The sequence below is a fragment of the Streptomyces sp. NPDC057280 genome (assembly GCF_042668605.1).
Taxonomy (GTDB): Bacteria; Actinomycetota; Actinomycetes; order Streptomycetales; family Streptomycetaceae; genus Streptomyces.
This window is the reverse complement of record NZ_JBHUYR010000004.1, coordinates 232,383-254,982: the sequence shown is the minus strand read 5'-3', so window position 1 is coordinate 254,982 and position 22,600 is coordinate 232,383. Positions and strand designations below refer to the sequence as shown.

General features: G+C 72.5%; 21 protein-coding genes. 14 read left to right on the top strand and 7 right to left on the bottom strand.

The features are described 5' to 3' along the window. Nucleotides 1-2: 2 nt before the first annotated feature. The 4 genes from ACFUO4_RS25050 to ACFUO4_RS25035 form a co-directional block, all read right to left on the bottom strand. On the bottom strand, nucleotides 3-1,841 hold the full coding sequence (locus ACFUO4_RS25050) for an HSP90 family protein (RefSeq protein WP_383488484.1): 1,839 nt from the start codon (nucleotides 1,839-1,841) through the stop codon (nucleotides 3-5). A 186-nt stretch (nucleotides 1,842-2,027) separates the two neighbouring features. Further along, nucleotides 2,028-3,017, bottom strand: coding sequence for a hypothetical protein (locus tag ACFUO4_RS25045; protein WP_383488481.1), 990 nt, complete (start codon nucleotides 3,015-3,017; stop codon nucleotides 2,028-2,030). A gap of 103 nt (nucleotides 3,018-3,120) precedes the next feature. Then, complete coding sequence (locus ACFUO4_RS25040; RefSeq protein ID WP_383488479.1) at nucleotides 3,121-3,738, bottom strand: TetR/AcrR family transcriptional regulator; 618 nt, start codon at nucleotides 3,736-3,738, stop codon at nucleotides 3,121-3,123. Further along, a complete protein-coding gene (locus ACFUO4_RS25035) occupies nucleotides 3,731-4,201 on the bottom strand; it encodes a DUF1569 domain-containing protein (protein ID WP_383488476.1) in 471 nt (156 codons plus the stop codon). Before ACFUO4_RS25035 ends, ACFUO4_RS25040 begins: the two co-directional genes overlap by 8 nt. A 60-nt stretch (nucleotides 4,202-4,261) precedes the next feature. Between ACFUO4_RS25035 and ACFUO4_RS25030 the strand changes: the two genes are divergently transcribed. From ACFUO4_RS25030 to ACFUO4_RS25020, 3 genes are all read left to right on the top strand, one after another. Further along, nucleotides 4,262-5,662: an aldehyde dehydrogenase family protein gene (locus ACFUO4_RS25030; RefSeq protein ID WP_383488473.1), complete on the top strand. Its 1,401-nt coding sequence runs from the start codon at nucleotides 4,262-4,264 to the stop codon at nucleotides 5,660-5,662. 71 nt (nucleotides 5,663-5,733) lie between these two features. After that, nucleotides 5,734-7,713, top strand: coding sequence for a nitrate- and nitrite sensing domain-containing protein (locus ACFUO4_RS25025; protein WP_383488471.1), 1,980 nt, complete (start codon nucleotides 5,734-5,736; stop codon nucleotides 7,711-7,713). 251 nt (nucleotides 7,714-7,964) lie between these two features. Next, nucleotides 7,965-9,227 carry an MFS transporter gene (locus ACFUO4_RS25020; protein WP_383488468.1) on the top strand — a complete coding sequence of 421 codons (1,263 nt, stop codon included), beginning with the start codon at nucleotides 7,965-7,967 and terminating at the stop codon, nucleotides 9,225-9,227. Nucleotides 9,228-9,429: 202 nt separating this feature from the next. Here ACFUO4_RS25020 and ACFUO4_RS25015 read toward each other — a convergent pair whose 3' ends face one another. Then, nucleotides 9,430-10,341, bottom strand: coding sequence for a LysR family transcriptional regulator (locus tag ACFUO4_RS25015; RefSeq protein ID WP_383488465.1), 912 nt, complete (start codon nucleotides 10,339-10,341; stop codon nucleotides 9,430-9,432). Between the two features lie 136 nt (nucleotides 10,342-10,477). Between ACFUO4_RS25015 and ACFUO4_RS25010 the strand changes: the two genes are divergently transcribed. From ACFUO4_RS25010 to ACFUO4_RS24970, 9 genes are all read left to right on the top strand, one after another. Further along, nucleotides 10,478-11,458, top strand: a complete 981-nt coding sequence (locus ACFUO4_RS25010) for a fumarylacetoacetate hydrolase family protein (protein WP_383488462.1) — start codon at nucleotides 10,478-10,480, stop codon at nucleotides 11,456-11,458. Continuing rightward, complete coding sequence (locus tag ACFUO4_RS25005) at nucleotides 11,455-12,411, top strand: cyclase family protein (protein WP_383488459.1); 957 nt, start codon at nucleotides 11,455-11,457, stop codon at nucleotides 12,409-12,411. The genes ACFUO4_RS25010 and ACFUO4_RS25005 overlap by 4 nt, the downstream gene beginning before the upstream one ends. 137 nt (nucleotides 12,412-12,548) lie before the next feature. Continuing rightward, nucleotides 12,549-13,697, top strand: a complete 1,149-nt coding sequence (locus ACFUO4_RS25000; protein ID WP_383488456.1) for an FAD-dependent oxidoreductase — start codon at nucleotides 12,549-12,551, stop codon at nucleotides 13,695-13,697. A 119-nt stretch (nucleotides 13,698-13,816) separates the two neighbouring features. Further along, on the top strand, nucleotides 13,817-14,827 hold the full coding sequence (locus ACFUO4_RS24995; protein ID WP_383488453.1) for an amidohydrolase family protein: 1,011 nt from the start codon (nucleotides 13,817-13,819) through the stop codon (nucleotides 14,825-14,827). A gap of 4 nt (nucleotides 14,828-14,831) precedes the next feature. After that, nucleotides 14,832-15,764, top strand: coding sequence for a VOC family protein (locus tag ACFUO4_RS24990; RefSeq protein ID WP_383488450.1), 933 nt, complete (start codon nucleotides 14,832-14,834; stop codon nucleotides 15,762-15,764). A 101-nt stretch (nucleotides 15,765-15,865) separates the two neighbouring features. Further along, nucleotides 15,866-16,837 carry a fumarylacetoacetate hydrolase family protein gene (locus ACFUO4_RS24985; protein ID WP_079309525.1) on the top strand — a complete coding sequence of 324 codons (972 nt, stop codon included), beginning with the start codon at nucleotides 15,866-15,868 and terminating at the stop codon, nucleotides 16,835-16,837. Then, a complete protein-coding gene (locus tag ACFUO4_RS24980) occupies nucleotides 16,834-17,565 on the top strand; it encodes an SDR family NAD(P)-dependent oxidoreductase (protein WP_079309524.1) in 732 nt (243 codons plus the stop codon). The genes ACFUO4_RS24985 and ACFUO4_RS24980 overlap by 4 nt, the downstream gene beginning before the upstream one ends. Nucleotides 17,566-17,627: 62 nt before the next feature. Continuing rightward, a complete protein-coding gene (locus ACFUO4_RS24975; RefSeq protein ID WP_079309523.1) occupies nucleotides 17,628-18,383 on the top strand; it encodes a CoA transferase subunit A in 756 nt (251 codons plus the stop codon). Continuing rightward, complete coding sequence (locus tag ACFUO4_RS24970; RefSeq protein ID WP_079309522.1) at nucleotides 18,380-19,009, top strand: CoA transferase subunit B; 630 nt, start codon at nucleotides 18,380-18,382, stop codon at nucleotides 19,007-19,009. The genes ACFUO4_RS24975 and ACFUO4_RS24970 overlap by 4 nt, the downstream gene beginning before the upstream one ends. Nucleotides 19,010-19,052: 43 nt before the next feature. On the opposite strand, the gene ACFUO4_RS24965 is transcribed toward ACFUO4_RS24970, so the two are convergent. Continuing rightward, entirely contained in the window at nucleotides 19,053-19,841 is a 789-nt protein-coding gene (locus ACFUO4_RS24965; RefSeq protein WP_079309530.1) for an SAM-dependent methyltransferase, read from the bottom strand. Between the two features lie 189 nt (nucleotides 19,842-20,030). Here ACFUO4_RS24965 and ACFUO4_RS24960 point away from each other — a divergent pair, with 189 nt between their 5' ends. Continuing rightward, entirely contained in the window at nucleotides 20,031-21,398 is a 1,368-nt protein-coding gene (locus tag ACFUO4_RS24960; protein ID WP_383488445.1) for a rhodanese-like domain-containing protein, read from the top strand. Nucleotides 21,399-21,485: 87 nt separating this feature from the next. Continuing rightward, on the top strand, nucleotides 21,486-22,229 hold the full coding sequence (locus ACFUO4_RS24955) for a TSUP family transporter (protein ID WP_383488442.1): 744 nt from the start codon (nucleotides 21,486-21,488) through the stop codon (nucleotides 22,227-22,229). 24 nt (nucleotides 22,230-22,253) lie between these two features. On the opposite strand, the gene ACFUO4_RS24950 is transcribed toward ACFUO4_RS24955, so the two are convergent. Then, nucleotides 22,254-22,520, bottom strand: coding sequence for a metal-sensitive transcriptional regulator (locus ACFUO4_RS24950; RefSeq protein WP_383489761.1), 267 nt, complete (start codon nucleotides 22,518-22,520; stop codon nucleotides 22,254-22,256). Nucleotides 22,521-22,600: the final 80 nt, after the last annotated feature.

Here is a 22,600-nt window from a genome sequence, read left to right as displayed (position 1 = left end):
CGTCAGCTGTCCTTGCGGAGGGCGTGGGCGAGGAGGTCGAGGAAGGAGCGGTTGATGAGGCTCGACTCGGCGGGCCGCAGAGGGCGCCGGGACAGCATCGCGGCCTGGCCGTAGAGGGCTTCGGCGCTGGTGCGGGCCAGTTCGGGTTCGTCGATGGTGACGGCGGTGCGCACCAGCGGGTTCAGCTGGTTGAGGATCAGCTGGGCGCGCGGTGCCTCCTGGCGCAGGGCGCCGAGGATGTCGCCCCACAGGCCGCCCTCCTGCTCGCGGGCGAGCTGGGAGCGGGTGCGTTCGTGCCGGGCCTCGCGGCTGTCGACGAGGAGCGCGGGGGCGGACGCGGGCTGGAAGGTGCGCAGGGCGACGTCGCAGTCGAAGACGGCGAGGGCGTCGCGGGCCTGGGCCAGGTAGGCCGCGGCGGCCAGCTCCGTCTCCCGGTCGACGGGGTCGAGGTGGGCGGTGAGGGTGGCCGGGTCGAGGTCGGCGACCGTGACCTCGGGCCTGATCTCGGGCAGCCGGTGGACCAGTTGACGGTCGTAGGTGTAGCCGCCGTTGACGACGCCGAGTCCGGCGGCCGAGGCGATCGCCGCGACCTGGCGGAACTCCTCGACGCTGGACGTCACGAGGACGGTGCGGTGGGTGCGGGCGAACTCGTCGAGGGTGCAGTGCCCGGCGGTGGTCTCGAAGGGCAGCCAGGGCAGCAGCATCCGCAGGATCTCGTCGTCGTGCACGGCGAGGGACTTCACGGCCAGGTGGTGGGCCTGGAGGAAGCGGCCCAGCAGTTCGGGGTCGCTGGCGGCGGCGCGGGCGATCCAGTCGCGCAGCCGTTCGGCGAGGGCGTCGCGGACGGCGGCGAGGGTGTCGTCCTCGTAGAGCGCCTCGCGGGACGCGGTCGGGCGCAGGCTCTCGGCGTCCACGACGCAGCGGACGAAGAAGGCCCACTCGGGCAGGATCTCCTCGGCCTGCTCGGACAGCAGCATGCCCTTGACGTGGACGCGGTGGCCGTGGCGCCGCCCGGCGGGCACCGCCTCGGGCAGCACGCAGGCGATGCCCTTGAGGCCGACGGCCGGGAGGTCGAGCTCGATGGTGTCCAGCGGCGTGAATCCGAAGACCTCTTCGCCGTACGCGGCCAGCGCGCGGGAGCGGGCTCCCGGGGTGGGGTACGTGCCCGACCAGGGCGCGGGCTCGGGGTTCACGGGTACGGCCGCGCCGCCCGAGCCGTCGTGGAAGGTCACCGGGTGGCGCAGCAGGGAGCCGAAGTGACGGGCCAGCGAGTGGACCTGGGTCGGGCGGGTCCACTCCTCCGCGTCGGCGCGCGGCGTCAGCGTGACCGTCGTGCCGGGCCGGGGGCGGGCGGAGGCGGGCAGGGTGCGGACGGTGTAGCTGCCGTCGCCGCGGCCGCGCCATTCCACGGCGGGGGCGTCGGGGGTGCGGGCGGAGCGGCTGACGACATGGATCTCGTCGGCGACCAGGAAGCAGGAGAGCAGGCCGATGCCGAACTGGCCTATGAAGTCGGCGCGTTGCTCGGCGACCTGGTCGGCGCGCTTGCTGCTGCGGCCGATCGTGGCGAGGAAGGTGTGCACGTCGGCCTCGGTGAGTCCGACGCCGTCGTCCTCGACGCGTACCGTCGCGCCGTCCGCGTACAGGCGGATGCCGAAGCCGCCGGTGGGCTCGATGGCGTGCCGTGCGGTGAGGGCGTCGACCGCGTTCTGCATCAGTTCGCGCAGGTAGACGCGGGGGCTGGAGTAGAGGTGGTGGGAGAGCAGGTCGACGAGGCCGCGCAGGTCGACCTGGAAGGTGCGGTCGGTGGCGGCGGGCTCGGCGGCGTTGTGACGCAGGGGCATGGGTCAGTCCGGGGTGAAGGGAACGGCTGAGGTGGGCGGTGACCAAGGAGCCTTGCGCAGGCGGGTGTGCAGTCCTGCGTGGCCGGTGGCTCAGAAGGCCTTGCGCAGGCGGGTGTGCACCTGCTGCGTGGCCGTGGCTCAGAAGGCCTTGCGCAGGCGGGTGTGCACCTGCTGCGTGGCCGTGGCTCAGAAGGCCTTGCGCAGGCGGGAGTACGCCTTCTGCGGGTCCGACATGAAGACCCACGGCCACTCGGTGTACACGCCCTCCAGCTCGCGGAAGACATTGGAGGCCGTGCTGCTGCCCGCCAGGGAGAGGGCCATGGCGAAGATGTTGTAGTCGCCCTGCCAGCCGAGGCGGCGCTCGTAGGCGTGGTGCAGGATGCTGCGCTCGGCGGCCTCTCTCAACTCGGCGCGGATCCGCGGGTCCTGGAGGCAGTCGCGGCGGTCGGACTCCACCCATTCCTCGATCCGGGCCATGGCGACGACACAGCCGAGCCGGTGCCCGTCGGGGGCGGCGGCGAAGGCCTTCTGGGCGAACTCCAGGGCCTCGCCCGCCTTTCCGCCCCAGCGGGGCTGGAGGTGCGACACCCACTCCAGGTGGATGTCCAGGTTCAGCGGGTCACGGCGCAGGCCGGCCGCGAGCCGGGCGTCCTGGACGTGGTCGTCGAGGGACATGCCGCGTCCCGAGGTGAGCAGTTGGCGCCACGGGGTGACCCACTCGGGCCGCAGCTCGGCGGCCTCCAGCAGGTGCTCCTCGGCGATGTTCAGCCGCTCGTAGAAGGTCTGCCACTGCTCGCGGCTGACGTCCACGGCGCGGGCGGAGGTGCGTGCGTCCCAGCCCCAGGAGATGTGGCGCGCACCCGATATGAGCAGGGCGGTGGCCCGGAGTTCGTCGTCGCCCTTGTCCTCGTCGGCGGCCTGGACGATCCACTCCTCCAGACCGTCCACCACGGACAGTTGCCCGAGGACCGCCTGCTCGTGGCCGAGGTCGAAGGGGGCCAGCGCCGTCTTGACCGCCGACCAGTCACGCGCGCGGGCCGCCTCGACCAGCGCCAGCACCCGCGCGTCCCCGAGGGCCTCCAGTTTGTACACCCCGCCCCGCGGCCTGCGCGGGACGGGAAGCGCGTGCGGATCCTCCGCCGACGCCGCGCTTCTCCCGAACAGCTTCCCCAACATGCCGTGCCCTCCCCTGGCCCCGCCTGATCGTTCGGTGCAGCATAAACGGCACCACCGACACCGCTTCCACAGGGTTTTCCCACCCGTCGCACGCCATCAGGCCTTATGCCTGCGTCGCCCCGCCCACCGCGCGCAGCACGAACGGCAGCAGCCGGTCCGCGGCCGCCCGTGCCGTGGCCTCGGCGACCTCGTGGGGCGGCTGCGGGGCGAGGGTGAACATGCTGACGACCGGGCCTATGACCAGGTCGCCGACCAGGTCGCGGTCCTTCAGGGGCGGGATCTCACCGCGGGCGATCGCCCGCTCGACGATCACGTCCACGCGCTCCCGCACCGGCGCCATCAGTGCTGCGGTGAGCGCCTCGGCCAGGGCGTCGTTGTGGGCGGCCTCACCGATCAGGGTGCGGATCAGCTGACCGCTGCGACCGGTCAGCGCGACGGCCTTGTCCCGCAGGAGGTCGCGCAGATCGCCTTCGAGCGTGCCGGTGTCGGGCTGGGCCCCGAGGTCCCCGGCGTAGGCGGCCACGGCGGCGATCACCAGGTCCTCCTTGGAGGACCAGCGGCGGTAGAGGGTGGCCGTGGAGACACCGGCGCGCGTGGCGACGGCGGCCGTGGTCAGCCCGCCGTACCCGCTCTCGGCCAGGACGGCGAGCGCGGCCTCCAGCAGGGCCCGGTCGCGCGCGGCGTCCCGGGGCCGGCCCCGCTGCGGTGCCGCGTCAGCCACGCGTCAGTCCCGGGAGGTGTTCGGCGAGGTGCAGGGCGTGCAGGCGCTCGAACTCCGCGTGTGTGCAGCGGCCGTACGCCGGATGCGGTGCGTGGTCCCCGGTGTGGGCGGTGAACAGGGCGACGGCGTCCTCGAAGTCGGCGGCGGCCTCCGCCACCGGCCGGTCGGCGACCAGCGGCGGGGCGCCGTCGATCTCCGCGCCGAGCGGGTGCTTCATCGCGCCGCGGCGCAGGAAGAGCCGCTTGGCCAGCGCTCCGGCGGTGGCCCGGAACAGGGCGGGCTTCAGGCGCGGGTATCCGATGACGGAGTAGCGGACGGTCTGGGCGCAGTGCTGGAGCGTCTGGGAGAGGTTCCACGGGCCGCCGGGGGCGAGCAGCTCCCGCTCGGGGCGGTCGAGGGCGCCGCGGAGCAGCGCCGCCGACTCGTGGAGGGCGGGAGGACTGGAGGAAGTGGCCGAACTCATGGGTCACAGAATAACCCAATACCGAAACGAAAAGCTTTCGTTTCGTTTATGCTCGCCCGCATGCCCTCCTCCACAGACCTGGCACGCCCCGACACGGCGGCCCGCACCGTCTCCCGCCTGAACGCCGCCTTCGCCACCGGCCTGACCCGCCCGGTGGCCTGGCGCACGTCCCAACTACGTGCGCTGCGCCGGATGTTGACCGAGCACGAGGAGGTGTTCGCGGCGGCCCTGCGCGCCGATCTCGGCAAGAGCCGCACGGAGGCGTACACCACCGAGATCGGGTTCCTGGTCAACGAGATCGACCACACCCTGCGCCATCTGGGCCGGTGGCTGCGTCCGCGCCGGGTCGGCGTACCCCTCGCCCTGGCGCCGGCCCGGGCCCGCACCGTGCGCGAGCCGCTGGGCACGGTGCTGGTCATCAGTCCCTGGAACTATCCGCTCCAACTGGCCCTGGGCCCGCTGGTCGGCGCGCTCGCGGCGGGCAACTGCGCGGTCGTCAAGCCGAGTGAGCTGGCACCCGCGACGTCGGCCGCCCTGGCCGAATGGCTGCCCCGGGTGCTGAACCCCGAGGCCGTCGCCGTCGTAGAAGGGGGAGTGGCAGAGACGACAGCCCTGCTGGAACAACGGTTCGACCATGTCTTCTACACCGGCAACGGCACCGTGGGGCGCGTCGTCATGGCCGCCGCGGCCCGGCACCTCACTCCCGTCACGCTGGAGCTCGGCGGCAAGAGTCCCGCCGTCGTCGAACCCGGCACCGACCTCACCGCGGCCGCCCGCCGCCTCGCCTGGGGCAAGTTCATGAACGCCGGGCAGACCTGCGTGGCGCCCGACTACGTCCTGGCCGTCGGCGACACGGCCGACGGCCTCCAGGACGCGCTCGCCGCCGCGATCCGGGAGATGTACGGCGCGGACCCGGCCACGAGCGAGGACTACGGCCGGATCGTCAACGAGCGGCACTTCGACCGGCTCGCCGCGCTGCCGGCCGGCGGCCGGATCGTGGTCGGCGGCGAACACGACCGCTCCCGGCTCTACTTCGCGCCCACGGTCCTCGCCGACGTCGACCTCGACGCCCCGGTGATGCGGGAGGAGATCTTCGGGCCGATCCTGCCCGTCGTGCGGGTCCCCGACCTGGACGCGGCGATCGCGTTCGTCACCGCGCGGGAAAAGCCGCTCGCGCTCTACGCGTTCACCGCCTCGGCGGCGTCCAAGCGCCGGCTCACGGCGGAAACCTCCTCCGGCGCCCTGGCGTTCGGGGTGCCCAACGCCCATCTCGCCGTGCCGGGGCTGCCGTTCGGCGGGGTCGGGGAGAGCGGTCTGGGCCGGTACCACGGCTCGTACTCCCTCGACACGTTCAGCCACGTCAAGGCCGTACTCGACAAGCCGCGGCTGCCGGACACCCTGCGGCTGGCCTATCCGCCGTTCACCCGCGGCAAGGACCGGCTGCTGCGCCGGTTCACCTGATCCGACCGAGAAAGGCCGTCACGCACGTGAGAACAGCACGCCGGGCACCCTTGTCCATGCGGAACTGGCGTATGGCGAAACGCCTGTACGTCGTCCTCCTCATCCCCGTGCTCGTCGCGCTCTCCCTCGGCGCCTTCCGGGTGAAACGCTCGATCGACACGGTGGCGGACGCCGAGGACGCCGTGCGGGTCGCCCAACTCGTGCAGGCGGCCAACAAATACGCCAGTGACGTCATCAACGAGCGGGACGTCTCGGTCGTCCCGCTCCTGACGGGGAAGCGGTCGGACGGCGCGATCACCAAGGCCCGCGCGATCACCGACCAGGACCGCGAGGACTTCGACAGGGCGGTGGCGAACATGCCGCGCTCGACGCGCCTCCTCCAGCGCGTCGCCGCGGTTCGCACCGGCGAGAAGGCGCTGACGGATCTGCGCGCGAACGCCTTCACGGACAAGCTCCCCGGCGTCCAGACCGAGGAGAAGTACCACCTGATCCAGCACCCCCTCATGGAGCTCTCCAACGAGCTGGGCTTCGGCAGCAGCAACCAGGCGAGCTTCGGCCGCACCTTGTACGCCCTCTCCCTCACCCAGGCCGCCGAGTCGCTCACCCGGGCCATCGGCCAGCGCGTCCTCGTCCAGGACCGCGACGACCTCGCGGACGGTGAACTGGACGTCCAGCTCGCCACGTTCCGCTCCTACGCCTACCTCCAGCAGGTCGCGCTGCAGGAGTTCGCCGGCGCCGGCACCAGCGCGGACATGGACCGCCTCGAACGGGCCATGGACACCGCCCAGAAGAAGGGCCGGTCACTCGCGGCCGAGGCGGCGCAGAAGGCCGCGGACGCCGGGAAGCCGTTCGTCGCCCCGCCGCCGCTGGAGGAGATGATCAAGCGGATCGCGTCCGGCACCCCGGCCGAGAAGCTGGCGGCCGAGGGCATCACCCGGGAGTCGTTCTTCACCGCCTCGACGCTCGCCTTCGACGCCTACCGCAGCGTCGAGGTACAGCTCTCGGACACCGCGCTCGCCAAGGCCGAGGACATCTCCGACGGCGCCCGACGAGACGCCGTCGTCAACTCCACGGTCGTCGTGGCCGCCGTCGTGCTGGCCTTCCTGCTGGCCATGTGGGTCGCGCGCTCGATGACCGGCAGCATGCGCCGGCTGCGCGGGGCCGCCCTGGACATCGCCCAGACACAACTGCCCGCACTGGTCCAGAAGTTGTCCCAGCCGCGCCCGCACCCGGTGAACACCCGCGTCACCCCCATCCCCATCGACACCAGGGACGAGATCGGCGAGGTCGCCCGGGCCTTCGACCAGGTCCACCGTGAGGCCGTCCAACACGCTGCCGAACAGGCCTTGTTGCGCGGCAACGTCAGCGCCATCTTCACCAGCCTCTCGCGCCGGTCGGAGGCACTCGTCGAGGGGCAGCTGCATCTGCTGACCGACCTGGAGAAGAACGAGGCCGACCCCGACCAGCTGGAGAACCTGTTCCGACTGGACCACCTGGCGACGCGGATGCGCCGCAACGGCGAGAACCTGCTCGTCCTCGCCGGAGAGGAACCCCGGCACCGCTGGGACCGGCCGATGCCGCTCATCGACACCGTGCGGGCCGCCGCGTCCGAGGTCGAGCAGTACGAGCGGGTCCAGATCTCCGGCATCCCCGACACACTCGTCCACGGCCGCGCCGCCACCGACCTCGTGCATCTGCTGGCCGAGCTCCTGGAGAACGCGACCACGTTCTCCTCGCCGCACAGCCCGGTACGGGTCACCGCGGCCCAACTCCCGGACGGGCGTGCCATGGTGGAGATCCACGACGAGGGAGTCGGCCTGACCCCCCAGGACTTCGCCGAGCTCAACCGCAAACTCGCCGACCCGCCGACCGTGGACGCCGCGATCTCACGGCGCATGGGGCTCTTCGTGGTCGGCAGGCTGGCCGAACGGCACGGCATCCGGGTCCAGTTGCGGCCTGCCCGGACGGAGTACGGGGCCATCGCGCTGGTCATGCTGCCGTACACCGCGCTCGCGGACGAGGGAGCACCCGCCACGTACGGCAGCCTCTGACGCGACGGCTCGGTCAGGGCGGCGCCGGGCGGCCCATTCACCGGGTGGATGAGCCGGATACGGGATTCGGATCGCGGGAGGGATGGCGGTGGCCGGGCCCGGCCACTCATAGTCGTCCCCACCTGGTCGTCCCCACGGCTCCCGCTGTCCGCTCCAGCGGGAGCCGCCCCCGGTGGACGTCCCCCCGCATGCCTGCGCCGTCGGCGCCCCGACCGGCATGCCCGCTCCCGCGCCTGTCCACTGGAGTCGCCATGCCCGCTTCCGTGCCCCCGTCCCCCACCCTGACGGACGACGACGAAACACCCGCGTCCCCCGTCGCCGTCACGGGCCCGGCCCATCTGCTGCGCGTGTCCCTGCTCATGGCGGGCAGCTGTCTGCCGATCCTGGGGGCGGTGCTCATCGCCCCCGTCCTGCCGAAGATGCAGGACCACTTCGCGGCCGTACCCGGCGCCAAGGCGCTCGTGCCGCTCGCCCTGACCGTCCCGGCACTGGCGCTCGCGCTGCTCGCGCCGTTCGCCGGGGTGATCGTGGACCGGCTGGGGCGCAGACGGCTGCTGATCGGGGCGACCCTGCTGTACGCCGTGTTCGGCACGGCCCCGCTGTGGCTGGAGTCGCTCGGCGCGATCATCGCGAGCCGGGCGCTGGTCGGGGTCGCCGAGGCCGCGATCATGACGTGCTGCACCACGCTGATCGGCGACTACTACAGCGGGCGGCAGCGCGTGAGGTACCTCGCCCTGCAGACCATGTGCGCCTCCGCGTCGGCCACCGTCTTCTTCGCGCTCGGCGGTGCCGTCGGAGCGGCGGGCTGGCGGGTGCCGTTCTGGGTGTACGCGGTGAGCCTGGTGCTGGCGCCGCTGATGGCCTCGGCGTTGCCCGCACCGACGACCGGCGGTACGGCGGCAGACGGGACGGAGCCGGGCATCGAACCCCGACGCGCCTTCCCCTGGCGGCAGTTGGGCGGCATCTGCACGCTCACCTTCTTCGGCGCGATGGTCTTCTACACCGTGCCGGTCGAGATGTCGTACCTCCTCGACGACCTCGGCGTGGAGAGCTCCGGTGTGATCGGGCTGGCCACCGCCGTCGCCAGTGCGGCGACCGTGGGCGGGGCGGTCACCTTCGCGCGGCTGAAGCGCGCGCCGGGGCCCCTGCTGCCCGGGGTGCTGGCGGTGTGCGCGGTCGGCTTCGGGGTGATGGCCGTGGCCGGGAATCCGGCGCTGCTGGTGGTCGGCGCAGTGGTCAACTGCGTGGGCACGGGCATGCTGCTGCCGGCCCTGCTGACGAGCGCGATGTCCCGGCTGGCGTTCGAGGACCGCGGGCGGGGGACGGGGCTGTGGACGGCCGCGTTCTTCGGCGGCGAGTTCCTCTGCCCGCTGGTGCTGCTGGGCGCGGAGGCCCTGGTGGGGAGTCTCGCGGGGGCGGTGGGGGTGTTGGGGGCCGCCGCGGCGGTCGTCGCGGGCGGCCTGCTGACGGCCGGGCGCAGAGGCGGGATGACCGAGTCGCAACCGCTGTCCTGACGCGTCTGCGGCGCCGTGGTACGAGCTGACGCCCGACGCGTCTGCGGCGCCGTCATACGAGGTGACGCGTGGCCGTCGTACGAGCTGACGCGCGACACGGCTGCGGCGCCGTCGTACGAGCTGACGCGCGGCCCTCGTACACTCTGGCGCGCGACACGTCTGCGGCGCCGTCTTACGAGCTGAGGCGGCGCCGTCGTACGAGCTAACGCGTCACCGTCAGCTCCGCCCCCACCTCCTCGGCCTTCCGCCGCAGCCAGATGTGCGCCGCGTCCTGCGTGTGCACCGGGTGCCACCACATCGCCTGGCCCACCGGGACCGCCTCGAAGGGGCACGGCAGGACCCGTACCGCCGCGGACCGGACCGCCCTCTGGGCCAGGCGTGCCTGGATCATCGCGATCCGGCGGGTGCCCTCGACCATGTGCGGGAGCAGCTGGAAGGTCTGCACGGACACCTCCACTCGCGGGCTGATGCCGAGCATGCTGAGCTGCCGGGCCACGGGGGCGTCGTAAGGGCGCTGGTAGACGGCCCAGGGCAGCCGCGCGAGGTCGTCGAGGGTGAGTGCGTCGCCGACGTCCGGGTGGTCGTCGGCGAGCAGGCACAGCCAGCGGTCCTGGTAGAGGTCGACCGCGGGGAAGCCGTCGATGACGCCGTGCGGCATCAGCAGTCCGTCGACGGTGCTGAGCACGGCCGCGGTGTTCTCCACGACCGACGGCGCCGGGTGCTGGAAGGTGAGCCGGACGCCGGGGGCCTCGTCGTGCATCGCGCGGGCCAGCGCGGCGCCGAAGACGGCCGCGCCGTAGTCCGAGGCGAGCAGCGTGAACTCGCGGGTCTCGGCCGCCGGGTCGAAGTCGGCCTGGCTGGAGAAGAGGCGTTCCAGCAGGTCACAGGCGCTGGCGCTGCGGTCGCGCAGGGCGACGCCGAGCGGGGTGAGCTCGTACGCGTTTCCCGTGCGCGCCAGCAGTTCGTCACCGAAGTGCCGGCGCAGCCGGGACAGCGCGGCGCTCATCGCGGGCTGGCTGAGCCCGACCCGCTCGCCGGCCCGGGTGACGTTGCGCTCCTCCAGCAGGGCGCGCAGGGCGACGACGAGGTTGAGGTCGAGTCGGGACAGGTTCACCGGGCACCACCAGGGACGTTCTGAGCGGCCCATGGAAGGGCTATCCATGGCGTGGATGCGACTCATCCGCAGGATCTATTTCCGTGATTCGCCGATCAGGGTCAGAGTAGACCGCATCCCAGCAGGAGGAAATCTGATGTCAACACTCGCGCAACCTGCCGGCGCCTTCGCGCTCGGCACGTTCTCCACCCCGGGCGGGGCTCCTTTCCCCGGCCTCCTGGTCCGGGAGCGGGTGCTCGACCTGAGCCGGACCCTGCCGTGGGCGCCGTCCGACGTCCGGGCCGTGGTGGAGCGGTGGGACGAGGCACTGCCCCTGCTGCACGGCCTCGCGTCCGACGACACCCTGGACCGTTTGCCGCTGGAGGGGCTGCGTGTGCACGCCCCGCTGGAGCCCCGGCAGATCTTCCAGTCCGGCGCCAACTACCGGCAGCACGTGATCGATCTCGAGGTCGCCCACCGCTCCCCCGACGACCCGCGCACGGTCGAGGAGGCCCGCGCGGAGATCGCCGAGATCATGGACCGCCGGGCCGCCGAGGACCTGCCGTACGTCTTCATCGGCCTGCCGAGCACGATCGCGGGGCCGTACGACGATGTCGTGCTCCCCTCCTGGGCCGAACAGCCGGACTGGGAGCTGGAGTTGGCGGCCGTGATCGCGAAGCCCGCCTACCGGGTGTCCGTCGGTCAGGCCCTTGAGCACGTCGCCGGGTACACGATCGCCAACGACCTCACCGACCGGGCGACCGTGTTCCGCCGGGACATGAAGGCCATCGGCACCGACTGGCTGCGCTGCAAGAACGCGCCCGGGTTCACGCCGCTCGGCCCCTGGCTGGTGCCGGCGGAGTCGATCGCGGACCCGGGCGATCTGCGGGTGACCCTCAAGCTCAACGGCGACACCATGCAGGACGAGTCCACCAAGGACATGCTCTTCGGCGTCGCCCGGCTGGTGTCGTACATCTCCCAGACCTCCCGGCTCCTGCCCGGCGACCTGGTGCTGACCGGCAGCCCGGCCGGCAACGGCCTGCACTGGGGGCGGTTGCTGCGGGACGGCGACGTCATGGAGGGGTCGATCACGGGTCTCGGTGTGCAGCGCACGCGATGTGTCGGGGAGAGCGTGTGAACCGGCACGACCCCGAGGGTGCGATCGCCGAGGCCGCCAAGGAGTTCTCGAACTGGGGGCGTTGGGGCGCGGACGACGTCCTCGGCACCCTCAACTTCCTGGACGAGGCGAAGCGGCGTGAGGGCGCCGCCCTGGTCCGCCGGGGTGTCAGTTTCTCGCTCTCGCAGCGCTTCGACATGAACGGCCCGCAGAAGGGCTGGCGCCGGCGGACCAACCCCGTCCACACCATGCTCGACACGGGCACCGACGCCGCCCTCGGCAACCAGGGCTTCCCGCACGGCATCGGCGGCGCCGACGACGTGATCGCGATGCCGTTGCAGTGCTCGACCCAGTGGGACGGGCTCGGGCACATCTTCGACCACGGCAAGGCCTGGAACGGGCGGCCGGCGGAGCGGGTCGTCACCTCCGACGGCGACCTCGTCACCGGCATCGAGCACATGGCACCGCACGTCGCCGGACGCGGCGTGCTGCTGGACGTGGGCCAAGTCTGTGGCGACGGAGGGGAGTTGCCGGACGCCTTCGCCATCACGGAGGAGCATCTCAGCGCGACCGCCGAGGCCCACGGGGTGACCGTGGGACGCGGTGACATCGTCCTCGTACGGACCGGACAGCTCGCCCGGGTGCGGCGCGACGGCTGGGGCGACTACGCGGGCGGACCCGCGCCCGGGCTGTCGTTCACCAGCGCCGGCTGGCTGCACCGCACCGAGATCGCCGCGGTCGCCACCGACACCTGGGGGTTCGAGGTCCGGCCCAACGAGTTCGAGAACGCCTTCCAGCCGCTGCACCAGGTCGTCATCCCCAACATGGGGCTGCTCATCGGCGAGATGTGGGACCTCGACGCACTCGCCGCCGACTGCGCCGACGACGGCGTGTACGAGTTCTGGCTGACCGCCGCTCCCCTCCCCATCACCGGTGCGGTCGGCTCCCCGGTCAACCCGATCGCCGTCAAGTAGTCACCCTTCGGCCGCACACGGCACTCGCACACAGCACCCGCACACAACAGCCGCACCCCCCTGGCCCGCGCCCCGCGGGCGAGCCGCACCCCCGCCGCCCGACGTCGCGCGGCCCCACCCCGGGAGGTATCCCCGACATGGCTGACCGCCGCACCCCTTCCGTCCTCATCATCGGCGGAGGCACCTCCGGAAACGCCCTCACCGTGCTGCTGCGCCGCGCCGGGATCGCCGTCGACCTCGTCGAGGCGAGCGCCGACTGGAAGGCCGCCGCCGGCTCGGGCATCACCCTGCAGGGCAACGCCCTGCGCGTGCTGCGCGAGGTCGGTGTCCTCGACGCGATCGAGAAGGAGGGCTACCAGGCCGAGGGCGTCGCCCTCCTCGCCCCGAACGGCACCGTGCTGGCCACCCCCGAGGAGTTCCGCACCGGCGGCGACGACCTGCCGGCCCACATCGGCATGCAGCGCCCCCGCCTCCAGCAGCTCCTGATCGACGCGGTCCGCGCCTCGGGCGCCTGCGTCCGCCTCGGCACCAGGGCCACCGCCTTCGAACAGGACGGCGAGGGCGTGGACGTCGCCTTCACGGACGGCACGAGCGGCCGCTACGACCTGGTCGTCGGCGCCGACGGCCTCGGCTCCGCCACCCGCCGGATGATCGGCGTCACCGAGGAGCCCCGGCCCACCGGCATGGGCATCTGGCGCGCCCCCGCGCCCCGGCCGGCCAGCGTCCGCCGTACCGAGATGGTCTACGGCGGCCGGTGTTTCATCGCGGGGTACTGCCCGACCAGCGAGGACACGGTCTACGCGTACCTCGTCGAGCCCGCCCGCGACCGTGCCGCGATCGACCCGGCGGCCTACGCCGACGAGATGCGGGCGCTCAGTGAGGGCTACGGCGGGGCGTGGGACGAGATCCGCCCGGCCCTGACCGATCCGGCCGTCGTCAACTACACGTGGTTCGACCGGCACTTGGTGGAGGGACCCTGGCACCGCGGCCGGGTCGTGCTGGTCGGCGACGCCGTGCACTGCTGCCCGCCGACCCTCGCCCAGGGCGCCGCGATGTCCCTGGAGGACGTGCTGGTCCTCGCCGAACTGCTGACCGGCCTCGACGACTGGGCCTCCGCCCCCCTCGACCGGACCCTGACCGACTACCACGCCCGGCGGCTGCCCCGTGTGCGTCTGGTCGTCGACGCCTCCGTCCAGCTCGGCCAGTGGCTGCTGGACGGGGTGCGCGACGCGGACGTGCCGGGCCTGATGCACCGCACCATGACCGTCCTCAAGGAACTCCCGTGACCACGCCCGCACCCCGGCCTCCTACGAAGGAGTTCCCGTGACAACGCCCGCACCCCGGTCCCCGACGAAGGACCTCCCGTGACCACGCCCGCACCCCGGCCCCCGACGAGGGAGTTCCCGTGACCACGCCCCCACCCCGGCCCCCCACGATCGATGTCCACGCCCACCTCCTGCTCCCGGAGGTCGACGAGGCAGCCGCCGGACACCCCGGTCTCGCCGAGGCCCGTGCCCTGGACGCCCGCCGCAACGGCCCCGCCGCCCTGGCGGTGAGCGGTCCCATGGTCGGCGCCCGCATACCGAGGCTGACGGACGTCGCCGTGCGCCTCGCGGCGATGGACGAACAGGGCGTGGACATCCAGCTGATCAGCCCCTCCCCCTCGCACTACCACTACTGGGCGCCCCCGGAACTGGCCGCGACGATGGGCAGGTTGGCGAACACCGGCATCGCCGAGCACTGCGCCAAGGCCCCCGACCGCCTCCTCGGCCTCGGTCTCGCCCCGCTCCAACACCCGGACCTCGCGGTCGAGTTGCTCGATCACGCGCTGGACCTCGGCCTCCGGGGCGTCGAGATCTCCTCGCACGCCCCCGGTCACGAGCTGTCGGACCCGGCGTACGAACCCTTCTGGTCCCGGGCGGAGGAGACCGGAGCCCTCGTCTTCCTGCACCCCTTCGGCTGCACGCTCGACGAGCGCCTGGACCAGTGGTACCTGTCCAACACCGTCGGCCAGCCCACCGAGAACGCGGTCGCGCTGTCGCACCTGGTCTTCTCCGGCGTCCTGGACCGCCATCCGGGCCTGAAGCTGATCGCGGCGCACGGCGGCGGCTACCTGCCCACCCACATCGGCCGCTCCGACCACGCCTGGCGGGTCCGCCCCGACGCGCGGCGCTGTACACGGCAGCCGAGCAGCTATCTGCGGCAGCTGTACTTCGACTCCCTGGTCCACGACCCGGCCGTGCTGCACGCACTGATCGCCGCCGCCGGCGCCGACCGTGTGCTGCTCGGCTCCGACTTCCCCTTCGACATGGGCACGGACGATCCACTGGGCGCGCTGCGCGCGGCGGACCTGCCCGACACCGACTTCGACGCCGTGCGGGGCGGAAACGCGGCCGCCCTCCTCCGGAAGGACTGACATCATGCGTCTGCTCACCCACCTTCGGCACGTCGACCTCGCCGTGCCCGACTACGACAAGCAGCTCGACTTCTACGCCGGCGTCTGGGGCCTGACCAAGGTCGAGGAGGACTCCGGAATCTCCTTCCTGGCCGCCGAAGGCAGCCCCGAGCGCTATGTGATCCGGCTGCGCAAGGCGGCGGAGAAGCGCCTCGACCTGGTGTCCTATGGCGCGGCCTCGGCCGCCGACGTGGACACGCTCGCCGAGCAACTCCTGGCGGGCGGAGTGCAGTTGATCTCCCAGCCGGGCAAGGTCGACACCCCCGGAGGCGGCTACGGCTTCCGCTTCTTCGACGTCGACGGCCGCACCATCGAGGTCTCGGCGGACGTGGAGGTACGACAGCACCGCAGGATCGAGGAGAAGGAGTCGATCCCGGTCAAGCTGTCGCACGTCGTGCTCAACTCCCGCGACCTGAACCGCACTCGGGAGTGGTACGAGACCCACCTCGGCTTCCGGCTCTCCGACACCCTCTCCTCACCCCACATGGGCGAGGTCATGCACTTCATGCGGATCAGCAACCAGCACCACTCGATGGCGATCGCGCAGGGCCCGCACACCGCGCTGCACCACGTCTCCTTCGAGATGCGCGGCATCGACGAGTACATGCGCGGCTCGGGCCGTGTGATGCGCTCCGGGGCCCGCAAGATCTGGGGTCCGGGACGGCATATGGCGGGTGACAACACGTTCACGTACTTCCTCGACCCGCACGGCAACACCGTCGAGTACACGACGGAGTTGGAGAACCTCGACGAGGACACCTGGCACCCGCACGTCTACGACTTCTCGCAGCCCGAGGTCACCGACCAGTGGGGCACGGCCAATCCGATGAACGAGCTCGTCGCCAAGGAGTCGTTCAACGATGTCGACCGCGGCTGCTTCGTCGCCCCGCCGGTCTGACCCACCCCGGTCCGAACCGACCTGGTCCGACCCGACCCGGTCCGACCCGACCTGGTCCGACCCGCCAGGTCCGACCCGACCCTTCCGACAGGACCCCTTCCATGCGTTTCGCAAGCTACGAGTTCCGCGGTCGGCGGCAGGTGGCCGTCGTCGAGGCGGACGGCACGCTGTACCCGCTGCCCGCCGTGCGCTCGCTGGCCGGGCTGCTCGCCGAGACGGGCGGCCTGGACCGGCTGCTCGACGCGGGCGCGACCGCGTTCGACGTGCCGCCCGGCCCGCACGTCTCCGAGGTGCGGCTGCTGCCGCCTCTCCAGCCGCCCACCGTGCGGGACTTCGTGACCTTCGAGGAGCACGTGGAAGGGGTACGCCGGTCCATCGACGGGAACGCGGGCGTGCCGGAGCAGTGGTACGCGGCCCCGACGTTCTACTTCACCAACCCCTATGCGATGTACGGCCCTTACGACGACATACCGGTGCCGCCCGGGTCGGCCGTGCTCGACTTCGAGCTGGAAGTCGCCGCCGTGATCGGCCGGGAGGGGCGTGACCTCACCCCGGAGGAGGCCCGCGAGCACATCGTCGGCTACACCGTCTTCAACGACTGGTCCGCCCGCGATCTGCAGTCCGCCGAGATGAAGGTCAACCTCGGCCCCTGCAAGGGCAAGGACACGGCCACCACCCTCGGCCCGTACCTCGTCACGGCCGACGAGATGGAGCGGTACCGCGACCCGGACGGCTTCCTGCGGCTCGCCCTCACCGCCTCGGTGAACAGCGAGGTGGTGGGCAAGGACCTGCTCTCCCACATGAGTTGGACCTTCGAGGAGATGACCGCGTACGCGTCGCGCGGCACCTGGGTGCGCCCAGGTGACGTCCTCGGCTCCGGCACCTGCGGCAACGGCGGCTGTCTCGCCGAGCTGTGGGGAGTCCGCGGCCGCCAGGACCCGCCACCACTGAGGCCGGGTGACACGGTCACCCTCGCCGTCGAGGGCATCGGCGCCGTCTCCAACACGGTCGTCGCCGGCGCCGCACCGGTGCCGCTCCCGGCCGGGCGGCGCCGGGGCCGGGAGCGGCCGTGAAGCCGCTGCTGGGCAAGGTGGTCGTCGTCACCGGCGCCGCCCGCGGCCAGGGTGCGGCGGAGGCGGAGGCCCTCACCCGGGAGGGCGCCCGGGTCATTGCCACCGACGTGACGGACGCCCCGGGCTGTCGCCGCCTCGACGTCACCAGCGAGAAGGAGTGGGCCGGACTCGCCGCCGCACTCGGGGAGTCGTACGGCCAGGTGCACGGCCTGGTCAACAACGCGGGCATCACCTGGCGCGCCCGCCTGGACGACGTGCGCCCCGAGGACTTCGCGCGGGTGCACGCCGTGAACGTCACCGGACCGCTCCTCGGCATCCAGCACCTCGCACCGCTGATGCGGCCGGGTGCCTCGATCGTCAACGTCGGCTCCACCGCGGCCCTCACCGGTCACTACCCGGTGGCGTACACGGCGAGCAAGTGGGCGCTCAGGGGCCTGTCGAAGGCGTCCGCCCTGGAGCTCGGCCCGCGGGGCATCCGGGTCAACACCATCCATCCCGGGTTCATCGAGACCGAGATGACCGCGTCCGCCGCGCCCGCCTTCCGCGAGGCGAACCTCCGCGAGACGCCGCTCGGCCGCACCGGGACCGTCGACGAGATCACCCCGCTCGTCGTGTTCCTGCTCTCCGACGCGGCGTCGTTCATCACCGGCGCCGAGATCCCGGTCGACGGCGGCCTCACCGCGCACGGCGGGGTCAAGTCGATCTCCGAGTCGCTGAAGCAGCCGTGAAGCACCCCTGAAGCACCGAAACAGCCCTGAAGCGGCAAGAACCGCAAGATCGGAAAGGTCCCATGGACAAGGTCAGCGCGAGCGCCGGCGAGGCGGTCGCGGACATCCCCGACGGCGCGTCGCTGGCCGTCGGCGGCTTCGGCCTCAGCGGCGTCCCCGAGGTGCTCGTCCAGGCCCTGCACGCCCAGGGCGCCCGCGGCCTGGAGGTCGTCTCGAACAACTGCGGCGTGGACGGCCGCGGGCTCGGCGTCCTGCTGGCCGCCGGCCGGATCGCCCGCGTGACGGGCTCCTACGTCGGCGAGAACAAGGAGTTCGCCCGCCAGTACCTGTCGGGCGAGCTGGAGGTGGAGCTGGTGCCGCAGGGCACCCTGGCCGAGCGGCTGAGAGCCGGCGGCGCGGGCATCCCCGCGTTCTACACCCCGGCGGGCGTCGGCACCCAGGTCGCCGACGGAGGCCTGCCCTGGCGCCATGCGGCCGACGGCTCGGTGGCCGTCACGTCCCCCGCGAAGGAGATCCGCACCTTCCGGGGCCGCCCGTACGTCCTGGAGCACGGCATCACCACCGACTTCGCCCTCGTCCGGGCCTGGCGCGGCGACCGCCACGGGAACCTGGTGTTCCGCAGGTCCGCCGCGAACTTCAACCCACTCGCCGCCATGGCGGGCCGGATCACGGTCGCCGAGGTCGAAGAGCTCGTGGAACCGGGCGGGTTGAGCCCCGACGACGTGCACGTCCCCGGCGTCTTCGTGCAGCGGGTGGTCGAGTTGACGGCCCGTCAGGCCGCCGACAAGCACGTGGAGAAGAGGACCGTACGAGCATGAGCTGGACCCGCGACCAGATGGCCGCCCGCGCCGCCGCCGAACTCACCGACGGCTCCTACGTCAACCTCGGCATCGGACTGCCCACCCTGATCCCCGGCCATCTCCCGCCCGGCGTCCAGGTCGTCCTGCACTCCGAGAACGGCATCCTCGGCACCGGCCCCTACCCCACCGAGGCCGAGGTCGACCCGGATCTCATCAACGCGGGCAAGGAGACCGTCACCGTGCTGCCGGGGGCGTCCTTCTTCGACTCGGCGCTCTCCTTCGGCATGATCCGCGGCGGCCACATCGACACCGCCGTCCTCGGCGCCATGCAGGTCTCCGCACACGGCGACCTCGCCAACTGGATGATCCCCGGCAAGATGGTCAAGGGCATGGGCGGCGCGATGGACCTGGTCCACGGGGCCCGCCGGGTCATCGTCCTCATGGAGCACACCGCCAAGGACGGCACCCCGAAGATCGTCGAGGAGTGCACGCTGCCGCTCACCGGGGAGCGCTGTGTGCAGCGCGTCATCACCGACCTGGGCGTCCTCGACGTCACCCCCGCCGGCCTCGCCCTTGTGGAGTGCGCGCCCGGCGTCACCGCCGAGGACATCGCCGAGCGGACGGACGCCCCGCTGGCACGCTGAGCGGGGTGCGCCGCACCGCCCGGCGCACTTCGCGTCCGCTTCCCTACTTCCGGCCGACTCCCCCGTAGAAGCCGATCTGCTCGGCCCCGGCCGGCGGCGGGGTGTCCGGGCGCCAGAACGGGACCTGGGTCAGGCCGGGCTCGACGAGCTCGAAGCCGTCGAAGAGCCGCTCGACCTCGGCGCGGGTGCGCAGGTTCATGGTGGCGGTGGCGTTCTTGTAGACGGCCTGGGCGTCGCTGCGCTCGGCGAAGTCACCCGTGGCGTGCGAGAGCACCAGGAAGCTGCCGGCCGGGAGCGCGTCGCGCAGGGCGGCGACGATCTCGGCGGGCTTCTCGGCCGCGGTGACGAAGTGCAGGATCGCCACCAGGAGCAACGCCACCGGCTCGTCGAAGTCGATGACCCTGCGGACGTCGGGGTGGTCCACGATGCTGCGCGGGTCGCGCAGGTCGGCCAGCACGATGCTGGTGGAACCCGAGCGGCTGAGCAGCGCGTCGCCGTGCCGCTTCACGATCGGGTCGTTGTCGACATAGGCGACGCGGACGTCGGGGGCCGCCGCGTTGGCGATCTCGTGGACGTTCGGCGAGGTGGGCAGCCCGGTGCCGACGTCGAGGATCTGGCGGACGCCGCTGCCGACGACGTACTGGACCGCGCGCTGGAGGAAGGCGCGGTTGGCGCGGACGCCGATCCGCGCCTCGGGCGCGACGGAGACCAGCCGGTCCCCCGCCTCCTGGTCCACCTCGTAGTGGTCCTTGCCGCCCAGCAGGTAGTCGTAGATCCGGGCGGGGTGCGGCCTGCTGGTGTCGATCTCCTCGACGGTGCCGTCCTGCGTCACGTTGCGCTCCATTTTGATCGGCTGACGACAGTTTCACACATCAACTTCTGCCCGAGCAGACGGAGTTGCCGGCCGGCCCCCGGGCCGGCCGGCGGCGGCTCCACACGGCCGGATTAATACCCCCAGGGGTATCTGTTACCTTGAGAGACAGATACCCCCGGGGGTAATTTCCCGCGAAGGAGAAACGCCGTGTACTTTGTCGACACTCTGGAGACCGAAGGGCTGGGCAACCGCAGTTATCTGGCGGGCGGCGCCCGGACCGCGGTGGCCGTGGACCCGCCCCGCGACATCGACCGCGTCCTCGCCCTGGCGGCGCGACGCGGGGTGCGGATCGTGGCCGTCGCCGAGACCCATGTGCACAACGACTACGTCAGCGGCGGCCTGGAGCTGTCCCGCCTGACCGGCGCCCGCTACCTGGTCCCGGCCGGCGCCGAGGTGGCCTGCACCCGCCTCCCGGTCGCCGACGGGGACCTGGAACCGGTCGACGAGGACCTGACACTGCGGGCGGTGGCCACGCCCGGACACACCCCGCACCACACCTCGTACGTCCTCCAGGAGGCCGGGCACGCGGTGGCCGCCTTCACCGGCGGGTCGCTGCTGATCGGCGGCGTGGGCCGCCCCGACCTGGTCGAACCGCGGCTGACCGAACGGCTGGCCCGGGCCCAGCACGCCTCCGTGCACCGCCTCGCCGCGGAACTGGCCGACGAGGTGCCCGTCCTGCCCACGCACGGCTTCGGCAGCTTCTGCGCCTCCTCCGCCGCGGGTGACGAGGGCGGCACGATCGGCGCCGCGAAGGCCTCCAACCCGGGGCTCCTCCAGGACGTGGACACCTTCGTCAAGGAGCTGCTGGACGGGCTCGACGACATACCCGCCTACTACGCCCACATGGGCCCGGCCAACGCCGGCGGGCCCGCTCCCGTGGACCTGACGGCGCCGCGCCGCGCCGACGCCGAGGAGATCGGCCGGCGGCTCGCGGCCGGTGAGTGGGTCGTGGATCTGCGCGGCCGGGTCGCCTTCGCCGCCGGGCATGTCGCCGGCGCGTTCAACTTCGAGGTCGACGGGCAGCTCGCCACGTATCTGGCCTGGATGATCCCGTGGGGCAAGCCGGTGACGCTGCTCGCCGGGAACGCCGGGGACCTGGCCCGGGCCCAGCGGGAACTGACCCGGGTCGGCATCGACCGCCCGGCCGCCGCGTCCGTCGGCACCCCTGCCGACTGGATCACCGACGGGACCACACCCGCCGCCTTCCGCCGGGCCACGTTCGCCGACCTGGCCGCCGCCCGCGAGCGCGGCGAGGACGTGGTGGTCGTCGACGTGCGCCGGGACGGCGAACGGGCGGGCGGCTGGATCGAGGGCAGCGTCCACGTCCCCGTCCACCAGCTCCACCACCGCCTGAACGAGGTGCCCGAGGGCACGGTGTGGGTGCACTGCGCGGGCGGCATGCGCGCCGCCATCGCCGCGTCCGTGCTCGACGCGGCCGGCCGCGAGGTGGTCGCCGTGGACGACGGCTACGCGGCGGCCGCCGAGGCCGGGCTCACGCTCTGTACCACCGGCTGACGCGCGGGATCGGGAAACACCCATGACGTACGACTGCCATGGCACCCCTCCCCCGTACCGCCGCCACCGGTCCGCCGGGGCCGTCATATGACCGCCCTCGTCCTGGCCCTGATCGCGGGCGGCCTGGTCGGACTCGCGCTGGGCGCGCTCGGGGCGGGCGGGAGCATCCTGACCGTCCCGGCACTGATCTACCTGCTCGGCTTCAGCCCCGCCGCCGCGGCCACGGGCAGCCTGGTCATCGTGATCGTCACGTCGGTCACCGCCCTGGTGGCCCACGCCCGGGCCGGGGCGGTGCGCTGGCGGGCCGGGCTGCTGTTCGCGGCGGCCGGGCTGCTGCCCGCCGCTCTGGCCGGCGCTCTCACCGCGCGGCTCCCCGCGGCCCTGCTGACGCTGATGTTCGCGGCGCTGGCCGCCCTGGCCGCCGTACGCATGCTGCGTCGTCGTACGCCACGGAGAACCGGAACCGTGTCGACCGGCCGCGCGGCGGCCGCCGGGGCCGGGCTGGGGGCGGTGACCGGGCTCCTCGGGGTCGGCGGCGGCTTTCTCGCCGTACCGGCGCTGGTGACGGTGCTGGCGGTGCCGATGAGCGCGGCGGTGGGGACCAGTCTGCTGGTCATCGTCGCCAACGCCACGTTCGCCCTCGCGGCTCGGGCCCATGCGGGGGTCCACCTGGACTGGGCGCTGATCATGCCGTTCCTGGCGACCGCCGTCCTGGGAGCGTGGGACGGCGGACGGCTGGCCGCGAAGGTGTCACCCGCGGCGCTTCAGCGGGCCTTCGGGGCCGTACTCCTGACGATCGCCGCTGCCATGGCCGTCATGGTCGCGTGGTGATCGCCGGCCTGCGTCGTCGTGGGGTCAGGCCAGGGAGAGAAAGAGCTTCTCCAGCCGGGCCCGCATCTGCGCGGAGTTGCGCACCTCGGGGTCCTCGCTGGTCATGCACTGCTCCAGGCCGGTCGCGATGATCGAGAACCCGGCCCGGTCCAGGGCCCGGGAGACCGCCGCGAGCTGGGTGACGACGTCCTCGCAGTCCCGCCCCTCCTCGATCATGCGGATGACTCCGGCCAGCTGGCCCTGAGCGCGGCGCAGCCGGTTGAGCGCCGACTTCAGCTCCTCGGCGGACATGTCGAGTTGCACGATTTCTCCTCCTCTATACCCCCGTGGGTATCCTACCCGTGCGGGGCAACACCTCATCGAAGGGTTCT

Excerpts from the sequence above, each read along its gene's own strand:
- ACFUO4_RS24985 (WP_079309525.1), top strand. The coding sequence starts at position 15,866 with ATGCGTTTCGCAAGCTACGAGTTCCGCGGTCGGCGGCAGGTGGCCGTC.
- ACFUO4_RS25020 (WP_383488468.1), top strand. The coding sequence starts at position 7,965 with ATGCCCGCTTCCGTGCCCCCGTCCCCCACCCTGACGGACGACGACGAA.
- ACFUO4_RS25025 (WP_383488471.1), top strand. The coding sequence starts at position 5,734 with ATGGCGAAACGCCTGTACGTCGTCCTCCTCATCCCCGTGCTCGTCGCG.
- ACFUO4_RS24975 (WP_079309523.1), top strand. The coding sequence starts at position 17,628 with ATGGACAAGGTCAGCGCGAGCGCCGGCGAGGCGGTCGCGGACATCCCC.
- ACFUO4_RS24970 (WP_079309522.1), top strand. The coding sequence starts at position 18,380 with ATGAGCTGGACCCGCGACCAGATGGCCGCCCGCGCCGCCGCCGAACTC.
- ACFUO4_RS24950 (WP_383489761.1), bottom strand. The coding sequence starts at position 22,520 with ATGTCCGCCGAGGAGCTGAAGTCGGCGCTCAACCGGCTGCGCCGCGCT.
- ACFUO4_RS25000 (WP_383488456.1), top strand. The coding sequence starts at position 12,549 with ATGGCTGACCGCCGCACCCCTTCCGTCCTCATCATCGGCGGAGGCACC.
- ACFUO4_RS25010 (WP_383488462.1), top strand. The coding sequence starts at position 10,478 with ATGTCAACACTCGCGCAACCTGCCGGCGCCTTCGCGCTCGGCACGTTC.
- ACFUO4_RS25050 (WP_383488484.1), bottom strand. The coding sequence starts at position 1,841 with ATGCCCCTGCGTCACAACGCCGCCGAGCCCGCCGCCACCGACCGCACC.
- ACFUO4_RS25030 (WP_383488473.1), top strand. The coding sequence starts at position 4,262 with ATGCCCTCCTCCACAGACCTGGCACGCCCCGACACGGCGGCCCGCACC.
- ACFUO4_RS25035 (WP_383488476.1), bottom strand. The coding sequence starts at position 4,201 with ATGAGTTCGGCCACTTCCTCCAGTCCTCCCGCCCTCCACGAGTCGGCG.
- ACFUO4_RS24955 (WP_383488442.1), top strand. The coding sequence starts at position 21,486 with ATGACCGCCCTCGTCCTGGCCCTGATCGCGGGCGGCCTGGTCGGACTC.
- ACFUO4_RS25045 (WP_383488481.1), bottom strand. The coding sequence starts at position 3,017 with ATGTTGGGGAAGCTGTTCGGGAGAAGCGCGGCGTCGGCGGAGGATCCG.
- ACFUO4_RS24990 (WP_383488450.1), top strand. The coding sequence starts at position 14,832 with ATGCGTCTGCTCACCCACCTTCGGCACGTCGACCTCGCCGTGCCCGAC.